The organism is Halomicrobium sp. HM KBTZ05, from assembly GCF_041530035.1.
Lineage (GTDB): Archaea > Halobacteriota > Halobacteria > Halobacteriales > Haloarculaceae > Halomicrobium.
In genome coordinates this window covers 1,635,492-1,659,474 of sequence record NZ_CP168057.1, presented here as the reverse complement: position 1 = coordinate 1,659,474, position 23,983 = coordinate 1,635,492, and the positions used below count along the sequence as shown (strand labels likewise).

28 protein-coding genes and 1 tRNA gene are annotated in these 23,983 nt (G+C 66.7%); 16 read left to right on the top strand and 13 right to left on the bottom strand.

Annotation, left to right across the window (positions count from 1 at the left end; translation table 11 throughout):
* The first annotated feature begins 209 nt into the window (after positions 1 to 209).
* Positions 210 to 2,183, top strand: coding sequence for a helicase HerA domain-containing protein (locus ACAH01_RS08660; RefSeq protein WP_372478910.1), 1,974 nt, complete (start codon positions 210 to 212; stop codon positions 2,181 to 2,183).
* A 55-nt stretch (positions 2,184 to 2,238) separates the two neighbouring features.
* On the opposite strand, the gene tpiA is transcribed toward ACAH01_RS08660, so the two are convergent.
* Positions 2,239 to 2,886, bottom strand: coding sequence for a triose-phosphate isomerase (gene tpiA, locus ACAH01_RS08655; protein WP_170094391.1), 648 nt, complete (start codon positions 2,884 to 2,886; stop codon positions 2,239 to 2,241).
* Between the two features lie 104 nt (positions 2,887 to 2,990).
* Here tpiA and ACAH01_RS08650 point away from each other — a divergent pair, with 104 nt between their 5' ends.
* Positions 2,991 to 3,551, top strand: coding sequence for a response regulator transcription factor (locus ACAH01_RS08650; RefSeq protein WP_170094392.1), 561 nt, complete (start codon positions 2,991 to 2,993; stop codon positions 3,549 to 3,551).
* Here ACAH01_RS08650 and ACAH01_RS08645 read toward each other — a convergent pair.
* The 4 genes from ACAH01_RS08645 to hisC all read right to left on the bottom strand — a co-directional run bounded on the left by ACAH01_RS08645 (position 3,548) and on the right by hisC (position 6,360).
* Positions 3,548 to 4,069: a multiprotein bridging factor aMBF1 gene (locus tag ACAH01_RS08645; RefSeq protein WP_153553493.1), complete on the bottom strand. Its 522-nt coding sequence runs from the start codon at positions 4,067 to 4,069 to the stop codon at positions 3,548 to 3,550. The genes ACAH01_RS08650 and ACAH01_RS08645 overlap by 4 nt on opposite strands.
* Before the next feature lie 109 nt (positions 4,070 to 4,178).
* Entirely contained in the window at positions 4,179 to 4,787 is a 609-nt protein-coding gene (locus tag ACAH01_RS08640; RefSeq protein WP_153553494.1) for a CDP-alcohol phosphatidyltransferase family protein, read from the bottom strand.
* A complete protein-coding gene (locus tag ACAH01_RS08635) occupies positions 4,784 to 5,290 on the bottom strand; it encodes an adenylate kinase family protein (RefSeq protein WP_372478909.1) in 507 nt (168 codons plus the stop codon). The genes ACAH01_RS08640 and ACAH01_RS08635 overlap by 4 nt, the downstream gene beginning before the upstream one ends.
* Complete coding sequence (hisC, locus tag ACAH01_RS08630) at positions 5,290 to 6,360, bottom strand: histidinol-phosphate transaminase (RefSeq protein WP_208625727.1); 1,071 nt, start codon at positions 6,358 to 6,360, stop codon at positions 5,290 to 5,292. The genes ACAH01_RS08635 and hisC overlap by 1 nt, the downstream gene beginning before the upstream one ends.
* Before the next feature lie 118 nt (positions 6,361 to 6,478).
* Between hisC and ACAH01_RS08625 the strand changes: the two genes are divergently transcribed.
* The gene (locus ACAH01_RS08625; RefSeq protein WP_372478908.1) at positions 6,479 to 7,165 is read left to right on the top strand and encodes a chemotaxis protein CheC; all 687 of its coding nucleotides are present in this window, start codon (positions 6,479 to 6,481) and stop codon (positions 7,163 to 7,165) included.
* Positions 7,166 to 7,205: 40 nt separating this feature from the next.
* Positions 7,206 to 7,655 (top strand): transporter, encoded by a 450-nt coding sequence (locus ACAH01_RS08620; protein WP_372478907.1) that lies wholly within the window; start codon positions 7,206 to 7,208, stop codon positions 7,653 to 7,655.
* Here the strand turns inward: ACAH01_RS08620 and ACAH01_RS08615 are convergent, their stop codons facing one another.
* From ACAH01_RS08615 to ACAH01_RS08605, 3 genes are all read right to left on the bottom strand, one after another.
* Positions 7,656 to 9,290, bottom strand: coding sequence for a GMC family oxidoreductase (locus tag ACAH01_RS08615; RefSeq protein ID WP_372478906.1), 1,635 nt, complete (start codon positions 9,288 to 9,290; stop codon positions 7,656 to 7,658). It abuts the gene before it with no gap.
* 149 nt (positions 9,291 to 9,439) lie between these two features.
* A complete protein-coding gene (locus ACAH01_RS08610; RefSeq protein ID WP_153553500.1) occupies positions 9,440 to 10,213 on the bottom strand; it encodes a fumarylacetoacetate hydrolase family protein in 774 nt (257 codons plus the stop codon).
* Positions 10,214 to 10,404: 191 nt separating this feature from the next.
* Complete coding sequence (locus tag ACAH01_RS08605; protein ID WP_372478905.1) at positions 10,405 to 11,463, bottom strand: CNNM domain-containing protein; 1,059 nt, start codon at positions 11,461 to 11,463, stop codon at positions 10,405 to 10,407.
* Positions 11,464 to 11,552: 89 nt separating this feature from the next.
* On the opposite strand from ACAH01_RS08605, the gene ACAH01_RS08600 reads away from it, so the two are divergent.
* Both ACAH01_RS08600 and ACAH01_RS08595 read left to right on the top strand, forming a co-directional pair.
* Positions 11,553 to 12,644: an ATP-binding protein gene (locus ACAH01_RS08600; RefSeq protein ID WP_372478904.1), complete on the top strand. Its 1,092-nt coding sequence runs from the start codon at positions 11,553 to 11,555 to the stop codon at positions 12,642 to 12,644.
* 118 nt (positions 12,645 to 12,762) lie between these two features.
* Positions 12,763 to 13,197, top strand: coding sequence for a GNAT family N-acetyltransferase (locus ACAH01_RS08595; RefSeq protein ID WP_170094399.1), 435 nt, complete (start codon positions 12,763 to 12,765; stop codon positions 13,195 to 13,197).
* 279 nt (positions 13,198 to 13,476) lie between these two features.
* Here ACAH01_RS08595 and ACAH01_RS08590 read toward each other — a convergent pair.
* Positions 13,477 to 13,550: transfer RNA gene (locus tag ACAH01_RS08590), tRNA-Lys, on the bottom strand.
* Positions 13,551 to 13,680: 130 nt separating this feature from the next.
* On the opposite strand from ACAH01_RS08590, the gene ACAH01_RS08585 reads away from it, so the two are divergent.
* Entirely contained in the window at positions 13,681 to 15,132 is a 1,452-nt protein-coding gene (locus tag ACAH01_RS08585; protein ID WP_372478903.1) for a DHH family phosphoesterase, read from the top strand.
* 33 nt (positions 15,133 to 15,165) lie between these two features.
* Here ACAH01_RS08585 and ACAH01_RS08580 read toward each other — a convergent pair whose 3' ends face one another.
* Positions 15,166 to 15,480 (bottom strand): PRC-barrel domain-containing protein, encoded by a 315-nt coding sequence (locus ACAH01_RS08580; RefSeq protein WP_170094401.1) that lies wholly within the window; start codon positions 15,478 to 15,480, stop codon positions 15,166 to 15,168.
* 109 nt (positions 15,481 to 15,589) lie between these two features.
* A complete protein-coding gene (locus tag ACAH01_RS08575) occupies positions 15,590 to 16,135 on the bottom strand; it encodes a hypothetical protein (protein ID WP_170094402.1) in 546 nt (181 codons plus the stop codon).
* 169 nt (positions 16,136 to 16,304) lie between these two features.
* Between ACAH01_RS08575 and ACAH01_RS08570 the strand changes: the two genes are divergently transcribed.
* Positions 16,305 to 16,979, top strand: coding sequence for a metal-dependent hydrolase (locus ACAH01_RS08570; protein ID WP_372478902.1), 675 nt, complete (start codon positions 16,305 to 16,307; stop codon positions 16,977 to 16,979).
* Here the strand turns inward: ACAH01_RS08570 and thrC are convergent, their stop codons facing one another.
* A complete protein-coding gene (gene thrC, locus ACAH01_RS08565) occupies positions 16,980 to 18,188 on the bottom strand; it encodes a threonine synthase (RefSeq protein ID WP_372478901.1) in 1,209 nt (402 codons plus the stop codon).
* Positions 18,189 to 18,312: 124 nt separating this feature from the next.
* Between thrC and ACAH01_RS08560 the strand changes: the two genes are divergently transcribed.
* Together ACAH01_RS08560 and ACAH01_RS08555 are read left to right on the top strand one after the other, a co-directional pair.
* A complete protein-coding gene (locus ACAH01_RS08560) occupies positions 18,313 to 18,999 on the top strand; it encodes a protein sorting system archaetidylserine synthase (RefSeq protein ID WP_170094404.1) in 687 nt (228 codons plus the stop codon).
* 273 nt (positions 19,000 to 19,272) lie between these two features.
* On the top strand, positions 19,273 to 20,100 hold the full coding sequence (locus ACAH01_RS08555; RefSeq protein ID WP_372478900.1) for a hypothetical protein: 828 nt from the start codon (positions 19,273 to 19,275) through the stop codon (positions 20,098 to 20,100).
* On the opposite strand, the gene ACAH01_RS08550 is transcribed toward ACAH01_RS08555, so the two are convergent.
* A complete protein-coding gene (locus tag ACAH01_RS08550; RefSeq protein WP_372478899.1) occupies positions 20,097 to 20,654 on the bottom strand; it encodes an NUDIX domain-containing protein in 558 nt (185 codons plus the stop codon). The two genes, ACAH01_RS08555 and ACAH01_RS08550, sit on opposite strands and share 4 nt — an antisense overlap.
* Positions 20,655 to 20,901: 247 nt before the next feature.
* On the opposite strand from ACAH01_RS08550, the gene ACAH01_RS08545 reads away from it, so the two are divergent.
* From ACAH01_RS08545 to ACAH01_RS08520, 6 genes are all read left to right on the top strand, one after another.
* Complete coding sequence (locus ACAH01_RS08545; protein ID WP_015763347.1) at positions 20,902 to 21,084, top strand: hypothetical protein; 183 nt, start codon at positions 20,902 to 20,904, stop codon at positions 21,082 to 21,084.
* A gap of 6 nt (positions 21,085 to 21,090) precedes the next feature.
* Entirely contained in the window at positions 21,091 to 21,516 is a 426-nt protein-coding gene (locus tag ACAH01_RS08540; protein ID WP_153553510.1) for an RNA-binding protein, read from the top strand.
* Positions 21,516 to 22,208, top strand: a complete 693-nt coding sequence (locus ACAH01_RS08535; protein WP_372478898.1) for an RNase P subunit p30 family protein — start codon at positions 21,516 to 21,518, stop codon at positions 22,206 to 22,208. The genes ACAH01_RS08540 and ACAH01_RS08535 overlap by 1 nt, the downstream gene beginning before the upstream one ends.
* 173 nt (positions 22,209 to 22,381) lie before the next feature.
* Positions 22,382 to 22,804: a hypothetical protein gene (locus tag ACAH01_RS08530; RefSeq protein ID WP_240936970.1), complete on the top strand. Its 423-nt coding sequence runs from the start codon at positions 22,382 to 22,384 to the stop codon at positions 22,802 to 22,804.
* A 63-nt stretch (positions 22,805 to 22,867) separates the two neighbouring features.
* On the top strand, positions 22,868 to 23,500 hold the full coding sequence (locus ACAH01_RS08525) for a class I SAM-dependent methyltransferase (RefSeq protein ID WP_372478897.1): 633 nt from the start codon (positions 22,868 to 22,870) through the stop codon (positions 23,498 to 23,500).
* Between the two features lie 3 nt (positions 23,501 to 23,503).
* The gene (locus ACAH01_RS08520) at positions 23,504 to 23,983 is read left to right on the top strand and encodes an Rpp14/Pop5 family protein (protein ID WP_372478896.1); all 480 of its coding nucleotides are present in this window, start codon (positions 23,504 to 23,506) and stop codon (positions 23,981 to 23,983) included.

Sequence of the window (23,983 nt, the reverse complement as noted above, 5' to 3'; positions counted from 1 at the left end):
CTGCCGGCTGTAACTTCGTGAAGATCTTCGCCACCCCGGGGTGGCGAAATCGGTCACAGATTTACAGCCGGTAGTATGAGCCTCGGCGTCCCCAGCGACGGCACACGGACGCCCACCTCGCTGCTCGTCGCCCGCCCGCTCGACTGCGCGTGACGGGCGTCTGACGGAGAGTTATGAGGCGGTGGAAACTGGTAGTGGACAACTGAACCATGGCCGAGACGGAACACATCACTGTCGCGACGACCAGCGCCGGTGTCGGCGGAACTGACGAACCGGGCCGTTCCGTCGACCTCCCGGTCGTCGAACTCCTCACCGGCCGGGGGTTCGTCACGGGCAAGTCCGGCTCCGGGAAGTCCAACACGGCGTCGGTCATCGCCGAGAAGCTGCTGGACAACGGCTTCGGACTGCTGATCGTCGACATCGACGGAGAGTACTACGGCCTCAAAGAGGAGTACGAGATCCTCCACGTCGGCGGCGACGAGGAGTGTGACATCCAGGTCACCGTCGAACACGCCGAGAAGATCGCCTCGCTCGCGCTCGAACAGAACGTTCCGATCATCCTCGACATCTCGTCGTTCCTCGACCAGGAGGAGGCCGAGGACCTCCTCACCGAAGTCGCTCGGCACCTCTTTGCCAAGGCCAAGAAGCAAAAACAGCCGTTCCTCATGCTCGTCGAGGAGTGCCACGAGTGGATCCCGGAGAAGGGATCGGTCAACGAGGTCGGGCAGATGCTCATCAAGATCGGCAAGCGCGGGCGCAAACACGGCCTCGGAATGGTGGGGATCTCCCAGCGGCCGGCCGACGTGAAGAAAGACTACATCACGCAGTGTGACTGGCTGGTCTGGCACCGGCTGACCTGGAACAACGACACCAAAGTCGTCGGTCGGATCATCGACTCGGAGTACGCCGACGCCGTCGAGGATCTGGACAACGGCGAGGCGTTCCTGATGACCGACTGGGCCGAGACAATCCGCCGGGTCCAGTTCCACCGCAAGCAGACCTTCGACGCGGGCGCGACGCCGGGTCTGGACGACTTCGAACGGCCCGAGCTGAAGTCCGTCAGCGACGACCTCGTCAGCGAACTGGAGACCATCAGCGAGGAGAAAGAACAGACCCAGGGACGGATCAAGGACCTCCGGGAGGAACTGGACAAGAAGAACTCCCGGATCGCAGAGCTGGAGAAGGAACTTCAGGACGCCCGCGACATGACCCGCATGGCCGAGCAATTCACCGAGGCGTTGCTCGACCACGTCGAGGGGTACAACCCCGGCCGCACGCAGAAGGAGAAAGAGCGGACCCGACAGGCACAGCTCCGGGGTGCGCTCGACGACGGTGGGGAGGCCGACGACGAATCGAGTGAGGCCGAACCGACGGAGGGCGAATCGACCGACGACCAGTCCGCGGGATCGGACGGCCCGGACGGCCCGGACGGCGAGCCGACCGACGAATCCGAGCCCCCATCGGCCGCGGACGAACCGGCGGACTCCGCTGACGAACCCGCCGATAGCTCGGACGAGCCCGCCGACACGCCGGACGAAGGCGCTGTGACCCCAGACACGGACGAACCCGCCCCCGACGGGACCTCTGGTGGCGGGTTCGGCGACGCCTTCGGCTCGTTCGCCGACGGTGGCCCCGCCATTTCCGGCGGCGAGCCGGCGGGCGGCGCTGGCGATGGCGCGACCGACGCCACCGACGACGCTGGCGACGAACCGGACGGGCTCGACCTCGACTTCGAACCGGCGGCCTCGGGGAACGCCGACGGCGGTGCCGAAGTCGCGTTCGCGGACGCGACGGCCGAGGAGGACGAGTCCGGCGACGCTGACGACCGGCGGGAGTCCCCGGCCGACGAGGGACCCAACTCACAGCCGCGGTTCGTGGTCGACCTGCGAACCGAACTCGAAGAGATGGACGAGAAGACCAGACGGATGTTGCAGTACTACGTCGAGCAGGGCGCGGACACGCCGCTGAACGCGCACTTCTCTGCGGGCGGGAGCGGTGATCGGACGAGCGCCTACGCGCACAACCGCGAGCTCCGGCTGGCCGGGTTCGTCGAACACGTCGGCCGCGGGCGGTACGCGCCGCGGCTGAAAGCCCTCGTCCGAGAGCGTGCTCCGGACGAGCCGTCGGCGACCGCGGTCGTCGACGCCGTCACGGAGCTTCGAAGCACGATCGGAACGGCGTGAACGGCGGGCTCTCGCCCCGAAGTTCCACATCTGCCGACCCGTCGAGACGGTGACGTTACTTCAGCGGTGCGACCAGATCCTCCAGCGCGGCACGCGGATCGTCGGCCTTGGCGACGCCGCTCGCGAGCAGGACGCCGCTCGCGCCGAGTTCGCCGGCCGACACCACGTCTTCGCCGGTCGAGATGCCAGCGCCACAGAGCACGTCGACGCTCTCGTCGACCGACGCCGCGGCCGAGACCGCGTCCGTGACGATGTCCGGGTCAGCCTTGCTGACCGGCGTCCCGGTCCCGATCAGGGCGGGCGGTTCGACGGCGACGGCGTCCGGCCCCAGCGCCGCCGCGGCGGCGATCTGTTCGGGGTTGTTGGCACAGACGATCGTCTCCAGGTCCGCGCGCTCGGCGGCGTCCAGCGAGCCGTCGACGTCGGCGAGCTTCAGTCGGTTCTCGGAGTGGTTCAACAGCGTCCCGGTCGCACCGGCGTCGGCCGCGGCCTCCGCGAGCGTGGAGCCGGTGTGGCTGCCGTGCTCGACGGGACTGACGTGCTGGGCCCACGTCTCGACACCGGTCTCGGCGACGGCGTCGAGGTGGGCCGCCTGGGGGGCGACGGCGACGCGAACGCCGGTCTCGTCGCTCACGTCGGCGGCGGCGGTCGCGACTTCGATCGGATCACACGGGTACGCTTTGAGGTTTACCAGAACGAACATACAGAGGCCACCGGACGCCGGGATCATATGCGTTGCGTGACGGCCCCGCGCTCGCCGGTCCCAGTATCGTTAATACGAACAAGCGGGTACCCACTGCTACGAGCGTGAGTGATCTGGTGCCAGACGAACCGACGGTGTTGGTCGTGGAAGACGAGCCCCAGCTGGCGGATCTCTACGCGGAGTACGTCGACGACTCGTACACGGTCCTGACGGCCTACAGCGGCGAAGCGGCGATCGAACAGCTCGACGAGGCCATCGACGTCGTGTTGCTCGACCGGCGGATGCCGGTCTGCTCGGGCAACGAGGTGCTCGCCGCCATCGAAGACCACCCACTGGACTGTCGGGTCGCGATGGTGACCGCCGTCGACCCCGACTTCGACATCATCGAACTCGGCGTCGACGACTACCTCGTCAAACCGGTCACCCAGGACGAGATCCGGGAGGTCGTCGATCGACTGTTCAAGATCTCGGAGTACAACGATCAGCTCACGGAGCTCACCGGAAAGAAGCTCAAGCGCAACGTCCTCCAGGTCGAGAAGCCACCGCGCGAACTCGAAGCCAGCGAACGGTTCCAGCAGCTCGAAGCCGAGATCAGAGAACTCGAAGCGACGGTCGAGACGATCGCAGACGACCTCGACGTCGAGGAACGCGACCTGCGACTCTAGTCCTTTCGCTTGACCACGTCGCCGAGCGTGTACTCGCCACTCGACGAGCCCCCACTCCACTCCTCGTCGGCGTCGGTGCCGCCGGCACTCAGCGAGATGTCGAGCTCGCGTTCGAGCGTCGTCTGGACGTCGTCGCTGGGCAGCGTGTCGCCGTGTTCGAGCTTGCGGATCAGACTCGCCTTCAGATTGAGCTCACCGGCCAGCTCCTCTTGAGTGAGGCCGCGTTCTTCGCGGGCCTCGCGGATTCGCTGGTCGTAGTCCTGTGCCAGCTCGTCCATCTCGTCGAACATGTCGTGTCGGGGGCGGCTGCTGGAGCTGCTGGAACTGCTGGAGCTGCTCCCGGAGCTGCCAGACGAAGAACTGCTCGTCGAGTACTTCGTCGAGGTCGAGGAGCTGTCCTCCGTCGTGACCTCGGTCCCGAAGTCGGTACATTCGTCGCAGACGTCGAGCTCGGCACCCTCGATCTTCACTCGATTCGGAGAAGCGACGTCCTTCCCGCACATCTCACACTGAACCATACGCACGGCTTCGATGTGGCGAGGCATAAATGGTGTGGCACCGGGTCACGGCTCGTCGTGCCTCCCAGTCCCGAGTAGCGTTCCCCGTCGAGACGGACCGTGTCGTCGGTCAGTCCAGCGCCCGCATCGCGTAGTAGAACCGCTGGAGCGCCGTCAGGTGGCCCACGACCGCGAAGACGACCAGCAGCCAGCCGACGACGGTGAGCCCCTGGAAGGGCTGGGTGAGGACGGCCGCGACCGCGCCCGCGACGCCGATCAGCGCCAGTCGATCCGCGCGCCCGAGCAGGCCGCCGTACACCCGATCGAGGTCGACCGCCTGGGCCTGTGTGCCGAGGTAGGAGGTCATCAGGACGCCGGTGACGGCCGCCAGTCCGAGGTCGTACCGACCGATTCCGGCCGCGAGGCCGACCAGCATGACGATGTCGGCGTACCGGTCGAGCACGTGATCCAGCAGGTCACCGCCGGAGGAGGCGACCGACAGCTCTCGGGCCAGGGCGCCGTCGACGAGGTCGAGCCAGCCGTTGGCGAACACCAGCACGGCACCGACGGCGTACAGCAGGGGCCGATCGCCCGCCAGGAAGAACGCGCCGCCGGCTGCGGCCGCGAGGGCGAACGCGACGACGCTGACGCCGTTGGGACTCACGCCCAGCCGCTTTGCGACCGTCACGAAGGGGCCAAGCGCCCGGTCGGCGAGTGGGCGGAACTGATCCAGCGTCATAGCCACTCGACGAACGAGACGGTGCCGGCACTCGGCTCGCGCTCACCGGCGACGACGGCCTCGATCTCTTCGGCGACCGCCGCTCTCGATCGCTCTGTCGTGTCGATCTCGTAGACGGCGTCGGTGCCGTGGGCCTCGACGGCCTCGGTGAGGATCACGTCGAGGGCCTCGCTCTCCGCGTTCTCGGCGATCGAGGCGTCGCTCTCGTCCCGGTCGGCGAGGCGGTCCTCGATCGTCGCCGGGTGTGCCCGCAACACGATCACGCGATCCGCGTCGAAGTGGTGGGCGAGGTGAGACTCGACGAGCACGTCGTCGCGGCCGTCGAGCCACGACTCGATCGCCTCGAAGTCGGCCACGACGCTGTCGCGGTCCTCGTCGACGCCGTCGGCCAGCCCCTCGCGCTTGATCGCGTCGTTGAGGTGGATCACGTCGAGGTCGGTCGTCAGTCGCTCGGTCGCCGTCGTCTTCCCGGTGCCCGGCGTCCCGGTGACCGCGACGCGCATCAGTCGAGCACCCCGTTGACGACCTCGACGGCCGTCTTCGCGTCCTCGCGCGTGCCACAGGTGATCCGGACGCACTCGGGCAGGCCGAAGCTACCACAGTCTCGGACGATGACGCCGTCGCGCTGGGCCGCGTCGGCGACGGCCTCGGCGTCGCCCACCTCCGCGAGCACGAAGTTCCCCCCGCTCTCCCAGGTCCGTGCGTCGAGGTGCTCGTGGTAGTACTCGCGGGCCCACCGCGCGGTCTCGACGGTCTTCTCGACGTGTTCGTCGTCGTCCAGTGCGGCCAGTCCCGCCCGACAGGCCAGTTCGCTGGCCGCGAACGGCGTGTTGATGCGCGCGTAGGCGTCGGCCCACTCCTCGGGGACGAAGCCGTAGCCGAGGCGAACACCGGCGAGTCCGTACGCCTTCGAGAAGGTCCGCAGGACGGCCACGTCGTCGCGCTCGTCGACGAGTGCGCGCGCGCTGGTCGCGTCGGTGAACTCGCCGTAGGCCTCGTCGACGAGGACGAGCGTCTCCTCGTCGGTCCGGTCGGCGATCTCGGCCACGTCGTCGTTTCCGATCTCCGTCCCGGTCGGATTGTGGGGGCTGGTGAGATAGACGATCCGCTCGCCGTCGTAGGCTTCGAGCACCGTCTCGGCCGTCTGCTCGAAGTCGTCGGCCTTCGAGAGGGTGTACTCTCGGATCGTGCCGTGGTGGAACCGCGCGCTCATCGGGTAGTAGGCAAACCCCGGCGCGGGGACGAGGACCGCGTCGCCCGGCTCCAGCATCGCGCGAGCGAAGTAGTCGAGGACGCCGTCGCCGCCGTTGCCCAGCCAGACCTGTTCCGGGGCGAGCCCCCAGCGGTCGGCGAGGCGATCGACGAGGTCCGCGTGGGAGGCCTTCGGGTACGAGTGCATCTGTTCGGCCGACGACCGGATCGCCTCGACGGCGGCCGGACTCGGACCGTACATGTTCTCGTTCGACGCGAGCTTCACGAGATCGTCCGGGTCCACGTCGAGTTCCCGAGCGACCTCTTCGATCCCTCGCCCGGCACGGTAGACGCCGTGGGCCGAGAGGTCCCGTGGTTGCATGGTCGATGCAAGCGGACGGGAGGGCTTAAGCGTGCTCACTGTGGGCGGTGTGGCGCGATTACAGTCGTTGATAGCGCGGGGGAAAACAATATGATACGGGCACTGTTCCTGTGAATCGATGCCGTTACTCATCGACGTTCGGAAGCTGTCGATCATCAACCAGCTGATAAAGAGCGGGGCCGAGAACGTCACGGCCTCGCTGGAGACGCTGGCCGGCGTCGAAGCGACCGTCGAGATCAAGAGCCTCTCGTTCGTCGAACCGTCGGACATCCCCGCCGAGATGGGTGACGGCGAGATTTACGGGGCTCGCGTCAGGCTCACCGAGCCGCCCTACGGCGTCTTCCTGATGACATTCTCCCCGGCGACGGCGGCCGAGGTCGCCAGTCTGCTCACGAACACGTCGACGGAAGACGGCTTCAATCAGCTCCACGAGAGCGCGCTCTCGGAGATGTGTAACGTCCTCACCTCGGGGTTCATCGACGGCATCGCGAACACGCTGGAGACGACGATCGACTTCGCCACGCCACAGCTGGAACGGGATCAGGCGACGGCGATCGCCGACGACGCGTTGACCCACGTCAGGCGCGACTCGATGTCGATCGTCCTGGACTCGATCGTCGACATCGCCGACTCCGACGTGGCGTTCAAGCTCCGGATCTTCCTCGTTCCGGACCCGGGCTCGTTCGTCCACGTGATCGACCAGCTGGAGCTCGACCGGTCGACGAGCGAGCCGACGCGGTCGAAGGCCCACGAGGTCGAGGAGCTCGACATGACAGCCGACGAGTCGGTCGACTTCGGCGAGTAATCCCCACTGTTTGATTACGGTCGAGTCCCGACGGCAATCCATGAGCGAGCTACTGGCTGGTATCTACGCCGTCCACATGACGTTCGCCGCTCTGTGGACGGGGAGTGTCGTGTTCGTCGCAATCGCCGTCCTGCCGACCGCGATGGACGGCGAGGGATCGCCCGAGCCGCTGTCGGCGATGATCGGGAAACTGAAGCTCATCTCGCGGACGAGTGCCCTCTTGCTCTTCCTCACTGGCGGCCACCTCGCGGCGACCCAGTACGGGGCCAGCGGTCTCACGGGGACGTTCCGTGGCTACCTCGTCATCGCGATGCTGGTCCTCTGGTTCGTGCTGGCCGGCCTCGTCGAGGTCGGATCGAGCAAGCTCACGGACGGGTTCGACCAGCAGAAGCTCAGAGAGCCGGCGCGGAACGCCCGACCGTTCTTCCTGGGGGCGACGGTCGTCGCCGTCCTCCTGTTGCTCGACGCGGGCATCATCCTCGGTATCTGATCACAGCCGTTCGTCGAGTGCGTCGCCACACCGAAGCGCCAGCGCCGCGATCGTCAGCGTCGGGTTCATCGAGCCCGCGCTCGGGAACACGCTCGACGACGCGATCCAGCAGTTGTCCAGGTCGTGAGTCCGGAGGTCGGGGTCGACGACGCTCGCTGCGGGGTCGGTCCCCATCCGCGTCGTCCCCATGTGGTGGGCAGCGGGACCGGTCGAGTCTGGCCCCGCCGTCCAGCCGATGTCGACGCCAAGCTCCGAGAGGACGGCGTGTTGAATGCGGTTCGCCCGCTCGATCGTTCGGAGCACGCGCTCGCCCCACGACCAGTGGATCTCCGGGACCGGGTTGCCGTGATCGTCGGTCGTCGACGAGTCGAGCGTGATCCGGTTCTCGGCCCGCGGGGGCTGGCCGACGAGCCCCCCCATCGCGACGTGGTTCCCGTAGCCCGCCCGGAGGTCGTCGAGCAGGTCGTCACCCCACGTCTCGGCGTCCAGCGCCATCTCGACCGGCGACGGGCCGGCGTAGTTGAGAAACTCCAGTTTGATCGGCGACAGTGGCTCCTCCGCCTGGGCGACGACCACGTCGCCGTCTCTGGTGACCGCCTGTCCGGGCTCGTCGTAGAACTGGTGGCTCTCGCTGGTGAGGAAGCCGACGTGGTTCTGGCGGGTCGGCTCGTCGATCGTCCCGCCGGCCCCGGCAAAGAGGTGTTCCATGAAGTACCGGCCGACCGCGCCAGAACTGTTCGCCAGTCCGTCGGGATGATCGGGCGAGCGAGACAACAGGAGGAGCCGCGGAATCTCGATCCCGCCGGCCGCCAGCACGAACTGACGAGCCCGCTGGCGGTGTTCGGTTCCGTCCGGCGTCGCGTACACCGCGGCCGCGATCCGTTCGGCGTCGTCGCCGGTCTCCAGTCGCTGGACCGGCGCGCGGTCGACGACTCGGGCACCCGCGCGCTCGGCCTTCTCGACGTGGGTGTCTGCGCTGTACTTCGCGCCGGAGGGACAGACTGGCTGACAGGTCCCGTAGCCGACGCAGGCCGATCTGTCGTCGTAGGGCTCGCTGTTGCGAGCGTTGGGTACGCTGTGGGTCGTGATACCGAGCCGCTCGCAGGCGGGTGCAAACAGCGAGTCGCTGTACGACGGCTCGAACGCCGACATGGGGAACGGTGTTCGCCGTGGCGGTCCGAAGGGGTTGTCCGAGGCCCCCGCGACGCCCAGCGCCGACTCCGCCTCGGCGTAGTAGGGCCGAAGCTCCTCGTAGTCGATCGGCCAGGCCGGATCGTCGTTCGGGTGGTCCCCGGCGAAGTCTGTCGGATGGAGCCGCGGGACCATCCCCTGCCAGTGGAGCGTCGATCCGCCGACGCCCTTGACGCGGTTGGCGTTCAGCGGGTAGAACTGTTCGCCCCCCGTCGAGTACTCGTCGCGCTCGCCGCCCATCTCCCAGATCGACAGGTCGTCGTGAGCCGGTCGGATCGAGCGCTCCATCTGCTCGGGCCGTGCGTCGAAGTCGAACCGCGGCCCCGCTTCCAGTACGACCACGTCGTGGCCGGCGCTGGCGAGCCGATGGGCCACGAGCGCGCCGGCCGGCCCCGCACCGACGACGCACACGTCCTGTCTGGGTGATGGCGTGCGCGACTGCACGCGCGAGAATTAGGCAATCCTAAACTTATGGGTTGTCATCCGGACCAACACCACTCTCCACGGCGATGGGCACGGTCGTCGACGCCAACGACACGTTCTGTGACCACTGGAAACGGCGAACGGTGCACTAAGAAATCCCGCCGTTCCGGTCAGGGAATCCGCACGCTGTGTTTGAGCGTGCCGACGCCCTCGATCTCGATCTCGACGTTGTCGCCGTCGGCCAGCGGGCCGACACCCTCCGGCGTCCCGGTCGCGATCACGTCGCCGGGCTCTAACGTCATGTAGGCCGTGATCTCCTCGATGAGCTCCGGGATCGAAAAGATGAGGTGCTCGATCGAAGAAGACTGTTTGGTCTCGCCGTTGACGCGCGTCTCGATCGTCGCGTCGTCGGGGACGTGTTCCGGCGTCGCGACGAGGGGGCCGATGGGACACGCGTTGTCGAAGGCTTTCCCGCGAACCCAGTTTTGTTCTCTCTCCTGGTCGTCGCGGTTCGAGAGGTCGTTGACGCAGGTGTAGCCCGCGATCACGTCCTCGGCGTTGCGCTGGCTGACGTTCTTGCACTGCTCGCCGATGACCACGCCCAGCTCTGCCTCGTAGTCGATCCGGTCTTTGTCCGCCAGCAGCGTCACCGTCTTGTCGTGGCTCGCGACGGTGTTGGGCGGTTTCAGAAAGAGGAGCGGTCGATCCGGCACGTCGTTGTCCATCTCGTCGGCGTGCTCCGCGTAGTTGCGGCCCACACAGACGATCTTCGTGGGCTCGCAGGGCGGGAGTACGTCGACTTCTTCCGGGGCGTAGGATTCGTCGCCGAAGGCGATGCGGCCGTAGGGGCCGGCCGCCGCCGTGACGACCGGTTCACCGTCTTCGACGGTCCACCGCCCACCACGGACGTTCCCCGCAGAGTCGCGAAATCGAACACGCTTCATACGGCCGGCAACACGGCCGGTACTGATAAGCGTTTACACGGGCATTCGAGGGCCGTCGTGCGGTACGACGGTTGCCTAGGCCCCTCTCGTCAGTCGTCTCTGTCGGCGGGCGAAACGACCGCACGCCGGAGCAGTCGGCCCACACTGTCGGCCGTCCATCTGTGACCGATTTCGCCGCCCAAGACGGGGGATCACTCCACGTCGATGGGATCTTCGATGTCGCCAGTGATCGACTCCAGCAGGTCGGTGACGGTCACCATGCCGACGACCTCGCCGTTTTCGATGACCAGCGCGAGTTCCTGGTTCTCGGCCTGGAACTGGTCGATCGCGTCGCTGACGTCCACGTCCGGCGAGAGAGTCACCGGCGGAGCTGCGAGCGCTTCGAAGTCGACGGTTCCCTCGGTCAGTTCCTCGCGGTGGCGTGCGAACACCGGGAAGTAGAGGATGCCACGGAAGTCGGTCAGCTCCCCTCCGACCAGCGGGTACCGGGTGTGCGGGTTCTCGGCCATCCGCCGGAAGTTCTCCGCCGTGTCGACCGCCGTCGACAGCGCGACGATCTCGTCGGTCGAGACCATCACGTCACGAACGGGCTGTTCGCCGATCTGGAGTGCGTTCATCACCTCGGTGCGACGCTCCTCGCTGAGGTCGCCCTCGTCCAGGACCGACCCGAGCTTGTTTCGGAGGTCCGCTCGCGACTCGATGACGTCTTGCTCGGTTTCGAGCCACGCGCCGGTCATCTCGATACCGAACAGCTTCAGCGTCCACTTGGCGACTCCGTCGCCGAGCGTGATCAGCGGCGAGATCAGGTGATTGAACCAGTACAGCGGCCTCGCACCGTAGCGACACACCATCCGGGACCGCTCGACCCCGAGGTACGTCGGCGTCTGCTCGCCGTGGGTCAGGTGGAGCAGGTTGATGATCAGGAACGCGAGGATGGCACCCGAGCCGACCGTCGCGAGCACGGTGTTCTTGAACAGCGGTTCGAACAGCGCTGCCAGCGCCGGCTCGGCGACGATCCCGACGGCGATGCTCGAAGCCGTGATCCCGACCTGACAGGTGGTGAGATAGATTTCGAGGTTCTGGGTCATCTCCCACGCGCGTTCGAGCGCGGCGTCGCCGTCGCCGACGAACTCGGACTCGGAGAACTGGCGAGCCCGCGTCAGCGCGAACTCGATCGCGACGAAGAAGCCGTTCGCGAGTATCAGCGCGACACCAGCGACCAGTCTGACGCCGATCTCTGGAGGATTCATCGCCGATCCGTTCTGGCCGACGCCTGTTATACCTCATGGATCGAAAACCACCGCAAAGTGTTTGTTCCAGAGTTCCCTAATTTCCCATTGTGAAATTGTCGCGTCGGCTACGGGACTCGCTCGCCGGGAAGCTCCCGGCCGCGCCCGTGCTCGTCGTGACGGGGATCCTGTGGTTCGGCGGCGCAGTCTGGAACTTTCAGGGAGAAGTCACGACGCTCGAAAGTGCCGCGTTACCGGTCGTAACGTTCGTGCTGACGGGTGGATTCTCGATCGGCGTCGTCTTCGTCGGCTACCGGCTCTCCCAGAGCCAGTTCACACCCGAACAGCGGTGGTCGATCGTCGGCTGGACCGTCGGCGGACTGGGGATCACGGTGTTGTTGCACACCGCGACGCTGGCGATCCGCGCCGCAGAGGGGCGACCGATTGGCGAGCCCCAGTTCCCGCTGCTCGTCGCTGGAGGCGTGGGCGCACTCGCGGGCTACGGGATCGGTGAGTTGCTGGTCGACGTACGCCGGTCGGCCGCTCAGGCCGAACAGGCCCGAGACGGCATGGCGTTCGCAAACAGCCTCCTGCGCCACGACGTTCGCAACGCTCTGCAGGTAATTCTCGGACAGGTCGACGTGTTGACGGCCACCGACGACGAGCGAGCGACCGAGGCCGCGAACCGAATCGAGAGCCAGGTCGAGGCGCTGTACGATCTCACGGCCAACGCCGAGGCCGTCACGGGCGTCTTGACGGGCGAGGCGACCCTGGAACCCAGAAACGTCGTCGAAGACATCGAGACGAGCGTCGCGACCGTCACCGAATCGTTTCCCGACGCCACCGTCGAGACCGCACTGCACGACGAGCTGGTCGTCCGGGGCACCGACGCGCTCAGGCCGGTCTTCGCGAACATTCTCGACAACGCTATCGAACACACGGGTCCGGAACCGACCGTTCGCGTGACGACCGAGACGGCCGACGGCGTCGCCCGTGTTCGATTCGCCGACGACGGCCGAGGCATTCCCGAAGCCCAGCGCTCCCAGATCTTCGAACGCGGCGTCACGACCGACGGAGGGAGCAACGGGCTCGGACTCCACATCGTCTCGACGCTGGTCGAACGCTCCGACGGCTCGATCTACGTCGAGGACAGCGATCTCGGCGGGGCGGCGTTCGTCGTCGAGTTACCGATCGCGGAGTGATACTGCTGGGCGGGGCTTCTCGTCCGAGACGGCGACGTTCGCGACCGACGGGTGTGTCCCGGCCGGACGACCAGCGTCGGAGGGAAGCGTTTTGCCCGTCCAGAAACTGCAGGCGGACATGAGCGACCCCACTGTGACCGTCCTCTCGGGCGACGCCGACCTCGAACCCGCCTTCGACGTTCGCCGCGACGTGTTCGTCGACGAGCAGGGCGTCGACGAGGCAATCGAGATCGACGGCAAAGATCCAGATGCGACTCACGTCCTCGCCGAGGTCGACGGCGTCCCGGTCGCTACCGCACGGCTACGAGTGATCGACGACGGCGTCGGCAAGGTCGAGCGCGTCGCGGTTCGTGGCCCTCACCGCGAGTCCGGCGTCGGTCGCCAGGTCATGCATCGGATCGAGCAACTCGCGATCGACGACGGGCTCGACCGCCTGGAACTGCACTCCCAGACCCGTGTCGAAGGGTTCTACGAACGACTGGGCTACGAGACGGTCAGCGACGAGTTCGACGAAGCGGGCATTCCCCACGTCGAGATGCGAAAGGACCTGTGAACGCGACGATCCCCGAAGGCCGCCCGTGATCGGTTCCGTCGCTCACACTCGTTCGCGACGCGCTCGGCTTCTCATACTGCCGGCTGTAACTTCGTGAGGATCTTCGCCACCCCGGGGTGGCGAAATCGGTCACAGATTTACAGCCGGTAGTATCACGTTCGTTCGCAACAGCAAAGCGGGCCGGAAGGGATTTGAACCTCGGTCAGAGCGAAGCTCTTCCCTGCTTCAAATCCATCCGCGAAGCTCTTGGCTTCTCACGTTCGTTCGAAACACAAGAAGCGGGCCGGAAGGGATTTGAACCCTCGACCGACGGCTTAAGAGGCCGTCGCTCTGCCAGACTGAGCTACCGGCCCAGTGCATTCGAACGTTAGCGGGGCGAGTAAAATAGGTTTCCTTTCGACGCCGCCGTGCAGGGGTTCCACATCCCGCCGCCACCGGAGACAGTTGATATAAGAGGCTTCGATCCGACTCGTATACACACAAATGAGTACAGCCAGCGGGATCACCATGGCCTCTATGTCGAAGTACGCTATTCTCGGGTGTGGGAGCGTGGGCCATGCCGTTGCGGAGGAACTGGTCGACGAGGGCAAGGACGTGCTGATCCTCGACCGCGACGAGGGACGGGTCGAAGCACTGCGCGACCAGGACCTCAACGCCCAGGTGGGCGACATCGCGGACGAAGAAATCAGCCAGACGCTGAGCGACAGAGACGTCGTGTTGATCCTCTCGTCCGACGTCGAAGCTAACGCCGCTGCGGTCCGGAACATCCGGGCCGACGACGGCGAGCAGTTCATCGTCGCCCGGGCCGACGACCCGGTCTCGGCTGACGACCTCAGCGAGGTCGGGGCGGACGTGGTGATCAACCCCTCGACCGTGATCGCCGACTCGGCGATGCGGGCTCTCGAAACGGGCGAACTGGAGTACAAGGCGAGCCAGCTCGCCGAGGTCATCGAGGACACCGACCAGCGGATGGCGATCCTCATCCACCGCTCGCCGGATCCGGACTCGATCGCCAGTGCGGCGGCGCTGCGGACGATCGCCCAGAGTCTCGACGTGGAGGCGGACATCATCTACGAGGGCGAGATCGGCCACCAGGAGAACCGGGCGTTCGTCAACCTGCTCGGGATCGACCTGGTCTCGCGCGACGACGTCGACCTCGACGACTACGATACGTTCGCGCTCGTCGACACCGCCAAAGGCGGCGACCCGACGGTCGAACAGGTCGATCTCATCATCGACCACTACGAGCACGACCACGCGCACGACGCGACCTTCGAGGACATTCGACCCAACGTCTCCGCGACCTCGACGATCCTGACGAAGTACATCCAGGAACTGGAACTGAGTCTCCAGCAGGAGGTCGCGACGGCGCTGCTCTACGGGATTCGGGCGGAGACGCTCGACTTCAAGCGCGATACGACGCCGGCAGATCTCACGGCGGCGGCGTACCTCTATCCGTTCGCCGACCACGACACGCTCGAACAGGTCGAGTCGCCGTCGATGTCCCCGGAGACGCTGGACGTGCTCGCGGAGGCGATCCGCAACCGCGAGGTCAAGGGCTCGCATCTGGTCTCGAACGCGGGGTTCATCCGCGATCGCGACGCTCTGTCACAGGCGGCCCAGCACCTCCTCAACCTCGAAGGGATCACGACGACGGCGGTGTTCGCGATCGCCGACGACACGATCTACCTGGCGGCACGTTCCAAGGACATCCGGATGAACATCGGCAAGGTACTCGACGACGCGTTCGGCGAGATCGGCGACACCGCGGGCCACTCGACGGACGCCAGCGTCGAGATTCCGCTGGGCATCTTCACCGGCATCGAGACCAGCGAGGACAACCGCGACACGCTGCTGGCACTCACCGAAGAAGCCGTCCGGAGCAAACTGTTCGAAGGGATGGGCGTCGACAGCGAGAGTTCGAACGGGAACTGACGGGCGTCTGGTGGCGGTCGCCGCGTCGATTCTCTAGGCGGTAACTTCGTCTTCTTCCTCTTCGTCGGCGGGTTCGTTGCCCGCTTGGAGTCGCTCGACGATGTCGTTGACCACGACGACGTCGCCGACGGCCTGGACCCAGCGGTAGGGGACGATGACGCCGCGCGCCTGGTTTGCCTTCGCCGAGAACAGTTCGCGGTTCAGTTCGTGCAGCGCGAGTCCGGTCACGCTCTGGCGGTCGAGGTCGAGCCGGATGTCTTCGACTTCACCGACGAAGACGCCGGTGTTCGTGTACACCTCGCGACCCACGAGCGTCGTGATTTCCTGGGGAACGCTATCCCGATCCATATGGCTCCGGAGGGTGGCCGGCACCTTAATTGTTGGTAGGTGTCTGACGCGGCGGCCACACGACCGCCTGTCGTCGGCCACTCGTCTGATCCCCTCGCGGGCGAACACCTCACCGCGCGTCGACGACGCGGTCGACGCTGCGCGCGAAGCTGTCGGCCAGCTGGTCGTCGAGCGCGTCGCCGGTGATCGTGTAGACGCCCCGGAGAGTCCGGTCGCGGGCCGCCGTGGTGACGTGATCGAAGAAGCGACACACTCGGTCCTGATGGGCGTACATCGCCAGTACGTCGAGCGCGTCGAACAGGACCCACCCGTGACCGGCGTCGAGCGCACCGAGCGCGCTCGTGAATCGCATACTGAGGCCGGTCAGATCGTCCGGGACGATCGGCTCGCTCGTCCACAGCGGTCCGTCGTATTCGGGCTCGGAACCGGTGACCGGCACCAGCCCGACCCTCTCGACGGCCAGGCCGCGTTCTCGAAGCCGGCGTTCGACGGTCGCCGGTGGCGTCGACGAGACGAGCACGACGTTGCCCGTGACGCCCCTCGGCAACAGCGAGAGCGACCGCTGCATCGACGGCATCGAGACCAGTACTTGCGTTCCGGGCTCGACGCGGAGTCGCCGGTCGTCGAGTCCCTGTGTGTCGTTTTCGCTGCGCACGTCGTGTCACCACCGACCGCACTGCCGGCACAGGCCGCCGGGCCTGCACCACCCCGAGGGGACCCAGCCCTCGTTTCTGGTCGTTGATTCGTCCCGACGCTTAAGTGTATTCCGCCCCCGTTCTCGCCGCCCCCAAACAGTATCGGTCACTGAGACCAAACACCGGTGTATGCCGTCGACAGTCGTACACATGGCGGTCGCGGGCCTCATCGGAGCGGCACTGCTCGGGACGGCGTTCGACCGGCGGTCGGTGCTGATCCTCTTCGGGGCAATGATCGCCGCGGATCTGGACTCGTTCGTCGGTCTGGTCTCGGTCGTGGGCCATCGGACGGCGTTTCACACGCTGCTGGTCCCGATCACGGCGGCCGTCGTCCTGCTGGTCGATCTCCGCCGAGGTGGGGGATCGTGGGTACGGCGGCGCTGGGGCCCTCGTGGCGTGCGCATCACCTGGGTGACGATCGTGGCGTACGCCGGTGCGGCGATCGGGCTGGATCTGTTCTCCGCCGGTGGAGCGAACCCGTTCTGGCCGCTCCACGACCAGTTCTACGTGATCGACGGGAAGATAGAACTCTCCAGTCGGCGGGGAATCGTCCAGACGTTCGTCGATCTCGGTTCCGAGCGGGGCGGCGACGCGAGCAGTAGCGAGACGGTCGCTCGGGGGACTTCTCGGGACGTCAACGTGAGCACGGGCATCGACCCGAACCCGGACGGCGGCGACACGGCCGAGCCCGTCGACCGTGTGTTCCCCGTCGTGCGGTCGGGGTGGCAACTCCTCGTGCTCGTCGTGGGAACGACCGTCACCGCCGCGCGGTTCTACGTCGACCAGACAGTCCCAGCGGAGTGACTACTCGGGGTCCGGGACGGCGGCCGGCGTGTCGGGGACGTGATCGACGCCGTCGACGAGGTCGCGCGCGCTGGCGGTGTCTTTCAGCCCGGTCCCGGTGACGACGAGCGTGGCGCTGTCTCCTGGGGCGACGACCCCCGCCTCGACCGCGGATTCGAGGCCCGCGAGCGTCGCGGCGCTCGCGGGCTCGGCGTAGATGCCCTCGGTCTGGCCCAGCGTGCGCTCGGCGTCCAGAATCTCTCGATCGGAGACGACGACGGTGGCTCCGCCGCTGTCTTCGAGCGCGCGACACGCCTTCTGTGCGTTGTGTGGGTGGCCCACGTCGATGCTGTCGGCCTGCGTCTCGCCGCCGGCCCGTGCCCGCTCGCCGGTAAAGCGGTCGTGGATGGCGGTTGCGCCCTCGGCCTGTACGCCCAGCAAGCGCGGACACTCCTCGACGATGCCCAACTCCGCGAACTCGCGGAACCCCTTCCAGGTCGCCGCCAGCCCGCAGCCGTTGCCCATCGGATAGACGATCCAGTCGGGCACCGAGGCTCGGCTCTGCTCGGCCAGTTCGTGGCCGACGGTCCGGAGTCCCTCGACGGCGTAGGGGTTGACTGCGGCGCTGCAGTCGTACCACTCGCGGTTCGCTGCGACGCGGCGACACAGCGAGAAGGCGTCGTCGTAGTCGCCGTCGACGGCGTACACGTCGGCACCGTAGACGAGCGGCTGGACGGCCTTGCCCTCGGGCACGTCTGCCGGGACGAAGATACAGCACTTCAGGCCCGTCCGGGCGGCGTACCCCGCCAGCGACGCCGCGGCGTTGCCCGTCGACGCACAGGTCAGTACCGACTCGTCGCCGGCCAGTGCGCGACTCGTCAGGACGGCGCTGGCCCGGTCTTTGATCGATCCCGTCGGATTGCCGCGTTCGTCTTTGAGCCGGACGGTGACGCCGAGTTCCCGCGAGAGCGTCGGCGCGTCGAGCAGCGGCGTTCCGCCCGCGCCGAGATCGACCGCGTGCCCGTCCGTCGGCAACAGCGGGGCGTACTTCCAGAGGTCGTCGATCCCTTCTCCGACGCCGTCCGCGACCGCCTCGCGAGCACCGGACTGGTCGTACTGCACGTCGAGGATGCCGCCGACCCCGTCGTGGTCCGGACAGACGAGTCGCTCGTCTGCCGGGACGAACACGCGGCCACAGTCGATGCATTCGAGTGCGATAGTGGGGTTCACGGTACCAGCGACGCTGAATCTGCGTTCGTGGATTGGTTCCCTGCGACGCGTATATGCCTTCTGGGATTCCGCGGTCCCCGCCGCGTTCCGGACCGTTGATGTACCCCCTCGCACACGTCCCGGTATGGGTCTCGCAGTGCGACGACGACTCGGGGTCGCCGACACCGTGACGCTGGTCAACGCCGTGATCGGGTTCGCCGCCGCGGTCGTCGCCTACAGCGATCCGGCGCTGGCGGCGCGACTGATCCTGCTGGCCGCGATCGCCGACGCGCTCGACGGGATCGTCGCCCGCTTCGCCGGGAACACGGAGGTCGGACCGCTGCTGGATTCGATCACCGACGTGGTCTCGTTCGGTGCGACGCCGGCACTGTTCGTCCACGGCGTCGCCCGCGAGGCCTACGGCCCGCTGGGCGAGACGGACACGCTGTTTCGCCTCGGGCTCGTCGTCCTCGCGTCGTCGTTCGTCGTCTTCTCGGTCGTCCGAACCGCGTTCTACACCGTCTACGTCGACGAGGGCGAACAGCGGCCGGGCATCCAGAACACGCTGGCAGCGACGATTCTCGCGGCGGCCTACCTCGCTGGCGTCGCTCCCGTGCCGGTGTTGCTGGCCGGAACGGTCGTCCTCTCGGTGCTCATGATCGCGCCGGTGGGCTACCCCAAACTCCGCGCTCGGGACGCGCTGGTCCTGGGACTCGTCCAGGCGGGTGCGATCGTCGATCCCGGCGCTTTCCAGCGGGTGTTCCCTCGCGTCCTGCTGGTCGCCGCCGTGGCGTACCTCTCGCTCGCACCCCGCTACTACTGGGGAGAGTGACGCCGTCGTTCGCACTGCGTCGGGCCGTCGGAGTGATCGATTCGACGCGGTGATGGGGAAAGATTTTACCGCCGGACATCGAACAGACGAGCGATGTCGAAGAAAGCCGTACTTCTGGTTGCAGCAGCCGCCCTGGCCCTCGTCTACTTCGTCAAGAAGTAACTGACGGGTGTCCGAATCGCACGTCAACCGTCGTCCCACCCGGTCTCTGCTCCGACCGGCGGGCGTTCCTTTTCCGAAGTCACTTACCCGGTCCAGGTCGTAGCGACGGACATGTACGGCGTCGTCACCAGGAACGAGGAGGAACTGTCGTGGTCCGAGTTCGACCGCGGATTCTACGAGGTCAAAGACGTGACCGGCCGTGCGGCCGAGCCGGTCGCCGACGCCGTGAACATGGTGTCGTGTTTCGGCGACAACGCCGCCGAGGAGTCGCCGGAGCTGCTGCCGGTCGACGACGAGGGCAACGAGGCGACGCGGGACCGACCGTACTTCGACTGGTCGTACGTCTGTCCCACCCACGACCGATATCGGGAGGGGCTGCTGGAACTGATCGAGGACGCCGCCGCCGAGAGCGAGGATCTGCGTCTGGACGACGTCGGCTTTCCCCGCGACGAGTACTGCCACTGTGATCGGTGTGAACGTCGCTTCGAAGCCAGCGACTACGACGAGTGGGCCGAGTGGCGCGACAGCGTCATCACCTCGTTCGTCGCCGACGCCCGCGAGCGCGTCCCCGGCGACCTGTATCTCACGCTCTACCCCGATCCGTACCCCGGCCACCTCTCGCGGCGGGCCGGAATCGACGTCGAGGCGCTCGAAGCCTACGTCGACGAGTTCGTCGTGCCCGTCTACGACATGGCCTACACGACGACCTACTGGCTCGAAATTATCGCCCAGGGGTTCGTCGACCGGCTCTCGACGCCGTTCAGTCTCGAACTGTACGCCGTCGACGTGGACATCGACGACCTCCTGAAAGCGGCGGAGGTCGCAAGCGAGTACGGAGAGAGCGTGCTCTTTGGCTACGACGCGAGCAACGCCCGGGCGACGCTGCGCCGACTCGACGCCGACGAGCGCGACGGGAAGTCGTTCGGTCCGGACAGCTAGGCCTGTTTCTCGCGCCACTCACGCAACTGCTCCCGGTCTCGCGTGTCCTCGGGCAGTTCGTCGAACCACCCGGCGTCGGAGATCTCGCCGTCGGGGTCGTCGACGGTCAACTCCGTCTCCACTGCGCGACCCTGGAACATCGGGAGGACGCCCCAGGTGTCGTACTCCGCACAGTGGAACTCGGCGCGTGCGAGAATCGCGAGCCCCTCGTCGGTCGCCTCGATGCCGGCTTCCTCGCGTAGTTCGCGGCTGGCAGCCTCGCGGAACGACTCCGTTCCGTCGACCTGTCCGCCCGGCAGCACCCACATGTCCACGTCGTCGTGGCGCACGAGCAGCACCTCTCCGGCGTCGTTCGTGACGACGGTGTGGACTCCGTAGGGCAGTCCGTTCTCGCGGGTCCGTTCGGCGACGGTCTTGAACCGCGGTCGCGAGACAGTCCGGTGGCGCGAGAAGGTGCTGTAGTCCTCGTAGTTCGAGGCGAACTGGTGGCGGGTCTGCTCGGCCTGCTGGCGGGCCTGGTCTGCCAGGTACCACAGATTGTCGACGGCCGTCATACCCGTCTGTGACAGGGACGGCCGCGACAATCGCTCTCCGATCCTGACCCACGTGTCCGAGCCCGATCCGACGCCGGCAGTGTCGACGGCGGGCACCGTGGAGACGGGTCCGTGGCCCGAGAGCGCCACGAACGACGACGAGTGGCGAACGCGATCATGCCCGCCAATAGAGCGGGTACTGTCATAAGTGTTCGAGGGCGAAGGGAAAATCAGTCCCTTTTTGCGGGCCGGTCGACTACGGCGAGGTATGGCATTCGAAGAAGACGACACTGTCGTGTTGCACGACAAGCACAGCGAGTACGACGGCGAGGAAGGGACGATCACGCAGGTCGTCGAGACGATGTTCGGTGACGCGAACTACACGATCTCGTTCGAGGACGGCCAGGAGCAGGGCATCCCCGAGGACTCGCTCGAAGCGGTCGAGGAGTAGGCCGGGATGTCGTCGGTCCCGTTTCACTACGTCGACCTGCGGGCGTTCGCCTACGCGACCGAAGACGAAAAGCGGGTCGCAGAGGCGCTACAGACGTATCTCCCCGAGGAGACCGAACTGGAGCGGGCCGAGTCGGAAGGCCACTACGGCGACCGAATCGTCGTCCTCTCGGCGCGGGTCGAGAACGCGGACGACATCCGCCACGTCCTCACGCAGGTCGCGGCGGTCGACGACCTCGAAGCGGTGCTCGAAGAGCTGGACGACCGCGTCGACGACAACTGTTCGTTCTTCCTCACCTTCGACAAACAGGCGGCGTTCGGGAACAGCGTCGAGCGAGGCGACGGGATCACGCTGCGCGCGAAGGTCGAAGCCTACCCCGCCAAACGCGAGACGGCCATCGAGAACGCTCAGGACGCCCTCTCGGAGCTGTGATGTACGCGGCCGTCCACGCCCGTCCGGACGGGCAGAGTACGGTCGCCAGGATGGCCCAGACGGCCAGCCAGTATGGCTACGACGGGATCGTCGTCAGGAACCACGGCGACTGCGCGGCGACGTTCGACGCCGAGGCGATCGCCGACGAGTACGACGTGGCCGTCGTCGAGGGGATCGAGGTCCGGGCGTCTGATCCGTCCCGGGCCAGCGGTCTCGTCGGGAACCACCGGTCGTCCAAGACCATCGTCGCGGTCCACGGCGATTCCGTCGCGATCAACCGTTTCGCCGTCGAGCAGCCCACCGTCGACGTCCTCGCCCATCCGACGCGGGGCGACGGCGACGTGAACCACGTACTGGCGAAGGCCGCCGCCGACAACGGTGTTCGCCTCGAATTCTCGCTGCACGACGTGCTCCACGAGACCGGTGGGACGCGGGTCCGTCACATCCAGTCGCTGCGGAAACTGCGCGAACTCGTCGAACACTACGACGTTCCCTACGTCGTCAGCGGGGACCCACACAGTCACCTCCAACTCAGAGCGCCGCGGGACCTGATCGCGCTGGGCGAGACCATCGGCTTTTCGCCGGACCAGATCGAGACGGGACTCAGAGAGTGGGCCGCGTTGATCGAACGGAACCGCCGCCGACAGTCGGACGCGTTCGTCGAACCCGGTGTCTGGCTCGACGACGAGTGAGCCACTGGGCCTCGTCGAGATCTGGAGACGGCAACCGCCCCTCCGAACGCGACTGTACGACAGCAACCGAATAGGTCGACACGCCGCCAGCCTTCCCGCTCTCGGACGGCGATGCGGATTGATACAGGGTCGTTGCGGTGGATTTATGATGTATGGTTGTTTTCCTAACACTCATGGGGGAGACTGTCAAGTCGTTCGACGCGTACGTCCTCTCGGGCGTCGCAGCGGTACTGGGTACAGGGTTCGTCGTCGGTGCGATGCTGGCGTTGCTGGGTGGTACCGAGACGACAGCAGCGATGGTACTGGCCGACTCGGTGCCGGTCGGGACGGCGGTCGGCGTCTTGCTGTTGTTGACCACGGGCGCGTTCGTTTCGGGCCAGCGCTGGGCTCGCTATCTCGGCTTTCTCGCGTTCGTCGCCGTCGTCCTGTTCGGGTTCCCGTCGCTGTCGAGTCCGTCGGTGATCCCGGTGGTACACACGTCTCTGTCGGTGCTCGCGGCGGTGTACCTCCTCTTCCGGAATCCGATCTCGAAGGCAGAGCGCTCGCAGGTCGACGAGTCCACGAGCGCGAGCAAAGTCGGCTCGACGATCCGGTGACGGCCGGGGTCCAGCGGGGCGAGATTTCGACAGTGTATTTGGGCCTGCCGACCAACGACGCCCATGAAACGATCGATCGACGAACACGCCGACCGATTCTCCGACCACGCCGCCGACTACGACGAGAGCCAGGACTCCGAGGAGTACCGCGAGTGTGCCGACCTCGTCGTTCGCCACGCTGCCCCCTCGGCCGACGACGTGGTGCTCGACCTCGGCACCGGAACCGGTGCGATCGCGCTGCCGCTGGCTGACGCGGCAGCCCAAGTCGTGGGTCGGGACATCAGCGAGGGAATGCTCGAACAGGCACGGACGAAGGCCACGGAGCGTGGCATCGACAACGTCTCCTTCGGCGAAGGACGATTCCGGGAGCCCTCGGTCGAGGGAGAAGTCGACATCGTCACCTCGAACTTCGCCATGCACCACCTCGACGACGAGGCAAAGCGCGAGGCCATCGACGCCATCGCGGCGCTCGAACCGCGGCGGTTCGTCCTCGGTGACGTGATGTTCTTCGACGAGCCCGACCCGTCGATCCCCTTTTACGATCCGTCGGTCGACGATCCGGCCACCGTCGGCGTCCTCGCGGACGCGTTCACCGACGCCGGCTTCGCACTGACGGCCGTCGAGATGGTCCACGGACAGGTGGGCGTCCTCGTCGGCGAGCGAGTGCCCGACGCCGAGGCCGTCGACCAGTCCTGACGGATGAAACACCTCCCCAAACACCTACAGCCCCGGTGGCGCTACCTCGGGGTCGAAATCGAGAGCTGGCCCGACGCCGACTTCGGTCGCCGCGCCCTCCAGCGGGAACTCTGGTACGCCGCACAGAACCTCGTGGGCGACGCCGGCAGTGCCGACCTCGATCTCACCGTGCTCCGGTTCGCGTTCGAGGACGGCCTGGGGAGCGCGCTCGTCCGGACGCGGCGCGGCCGGACCGACAGCGCACGTGCCGTGATCGCCTCGCTGTCGACGATCGACGACGACCCGGTCGGCGTCCGGGTCCGTGGCACGAGCGGCACCGTCCGTGCGTGTGAGGAAAAATATATACGACGCGCATCGGAATCGTCCGCACAGAGACAGGTCGCGTTCGACGGCGACGAGCGGACGGCAGTCGTCCGTGACGGCCGTGTCGACGTTGCCACCGACGACGGATTTTCGGGCGCGACCGACCTCGATCTCCAGTAA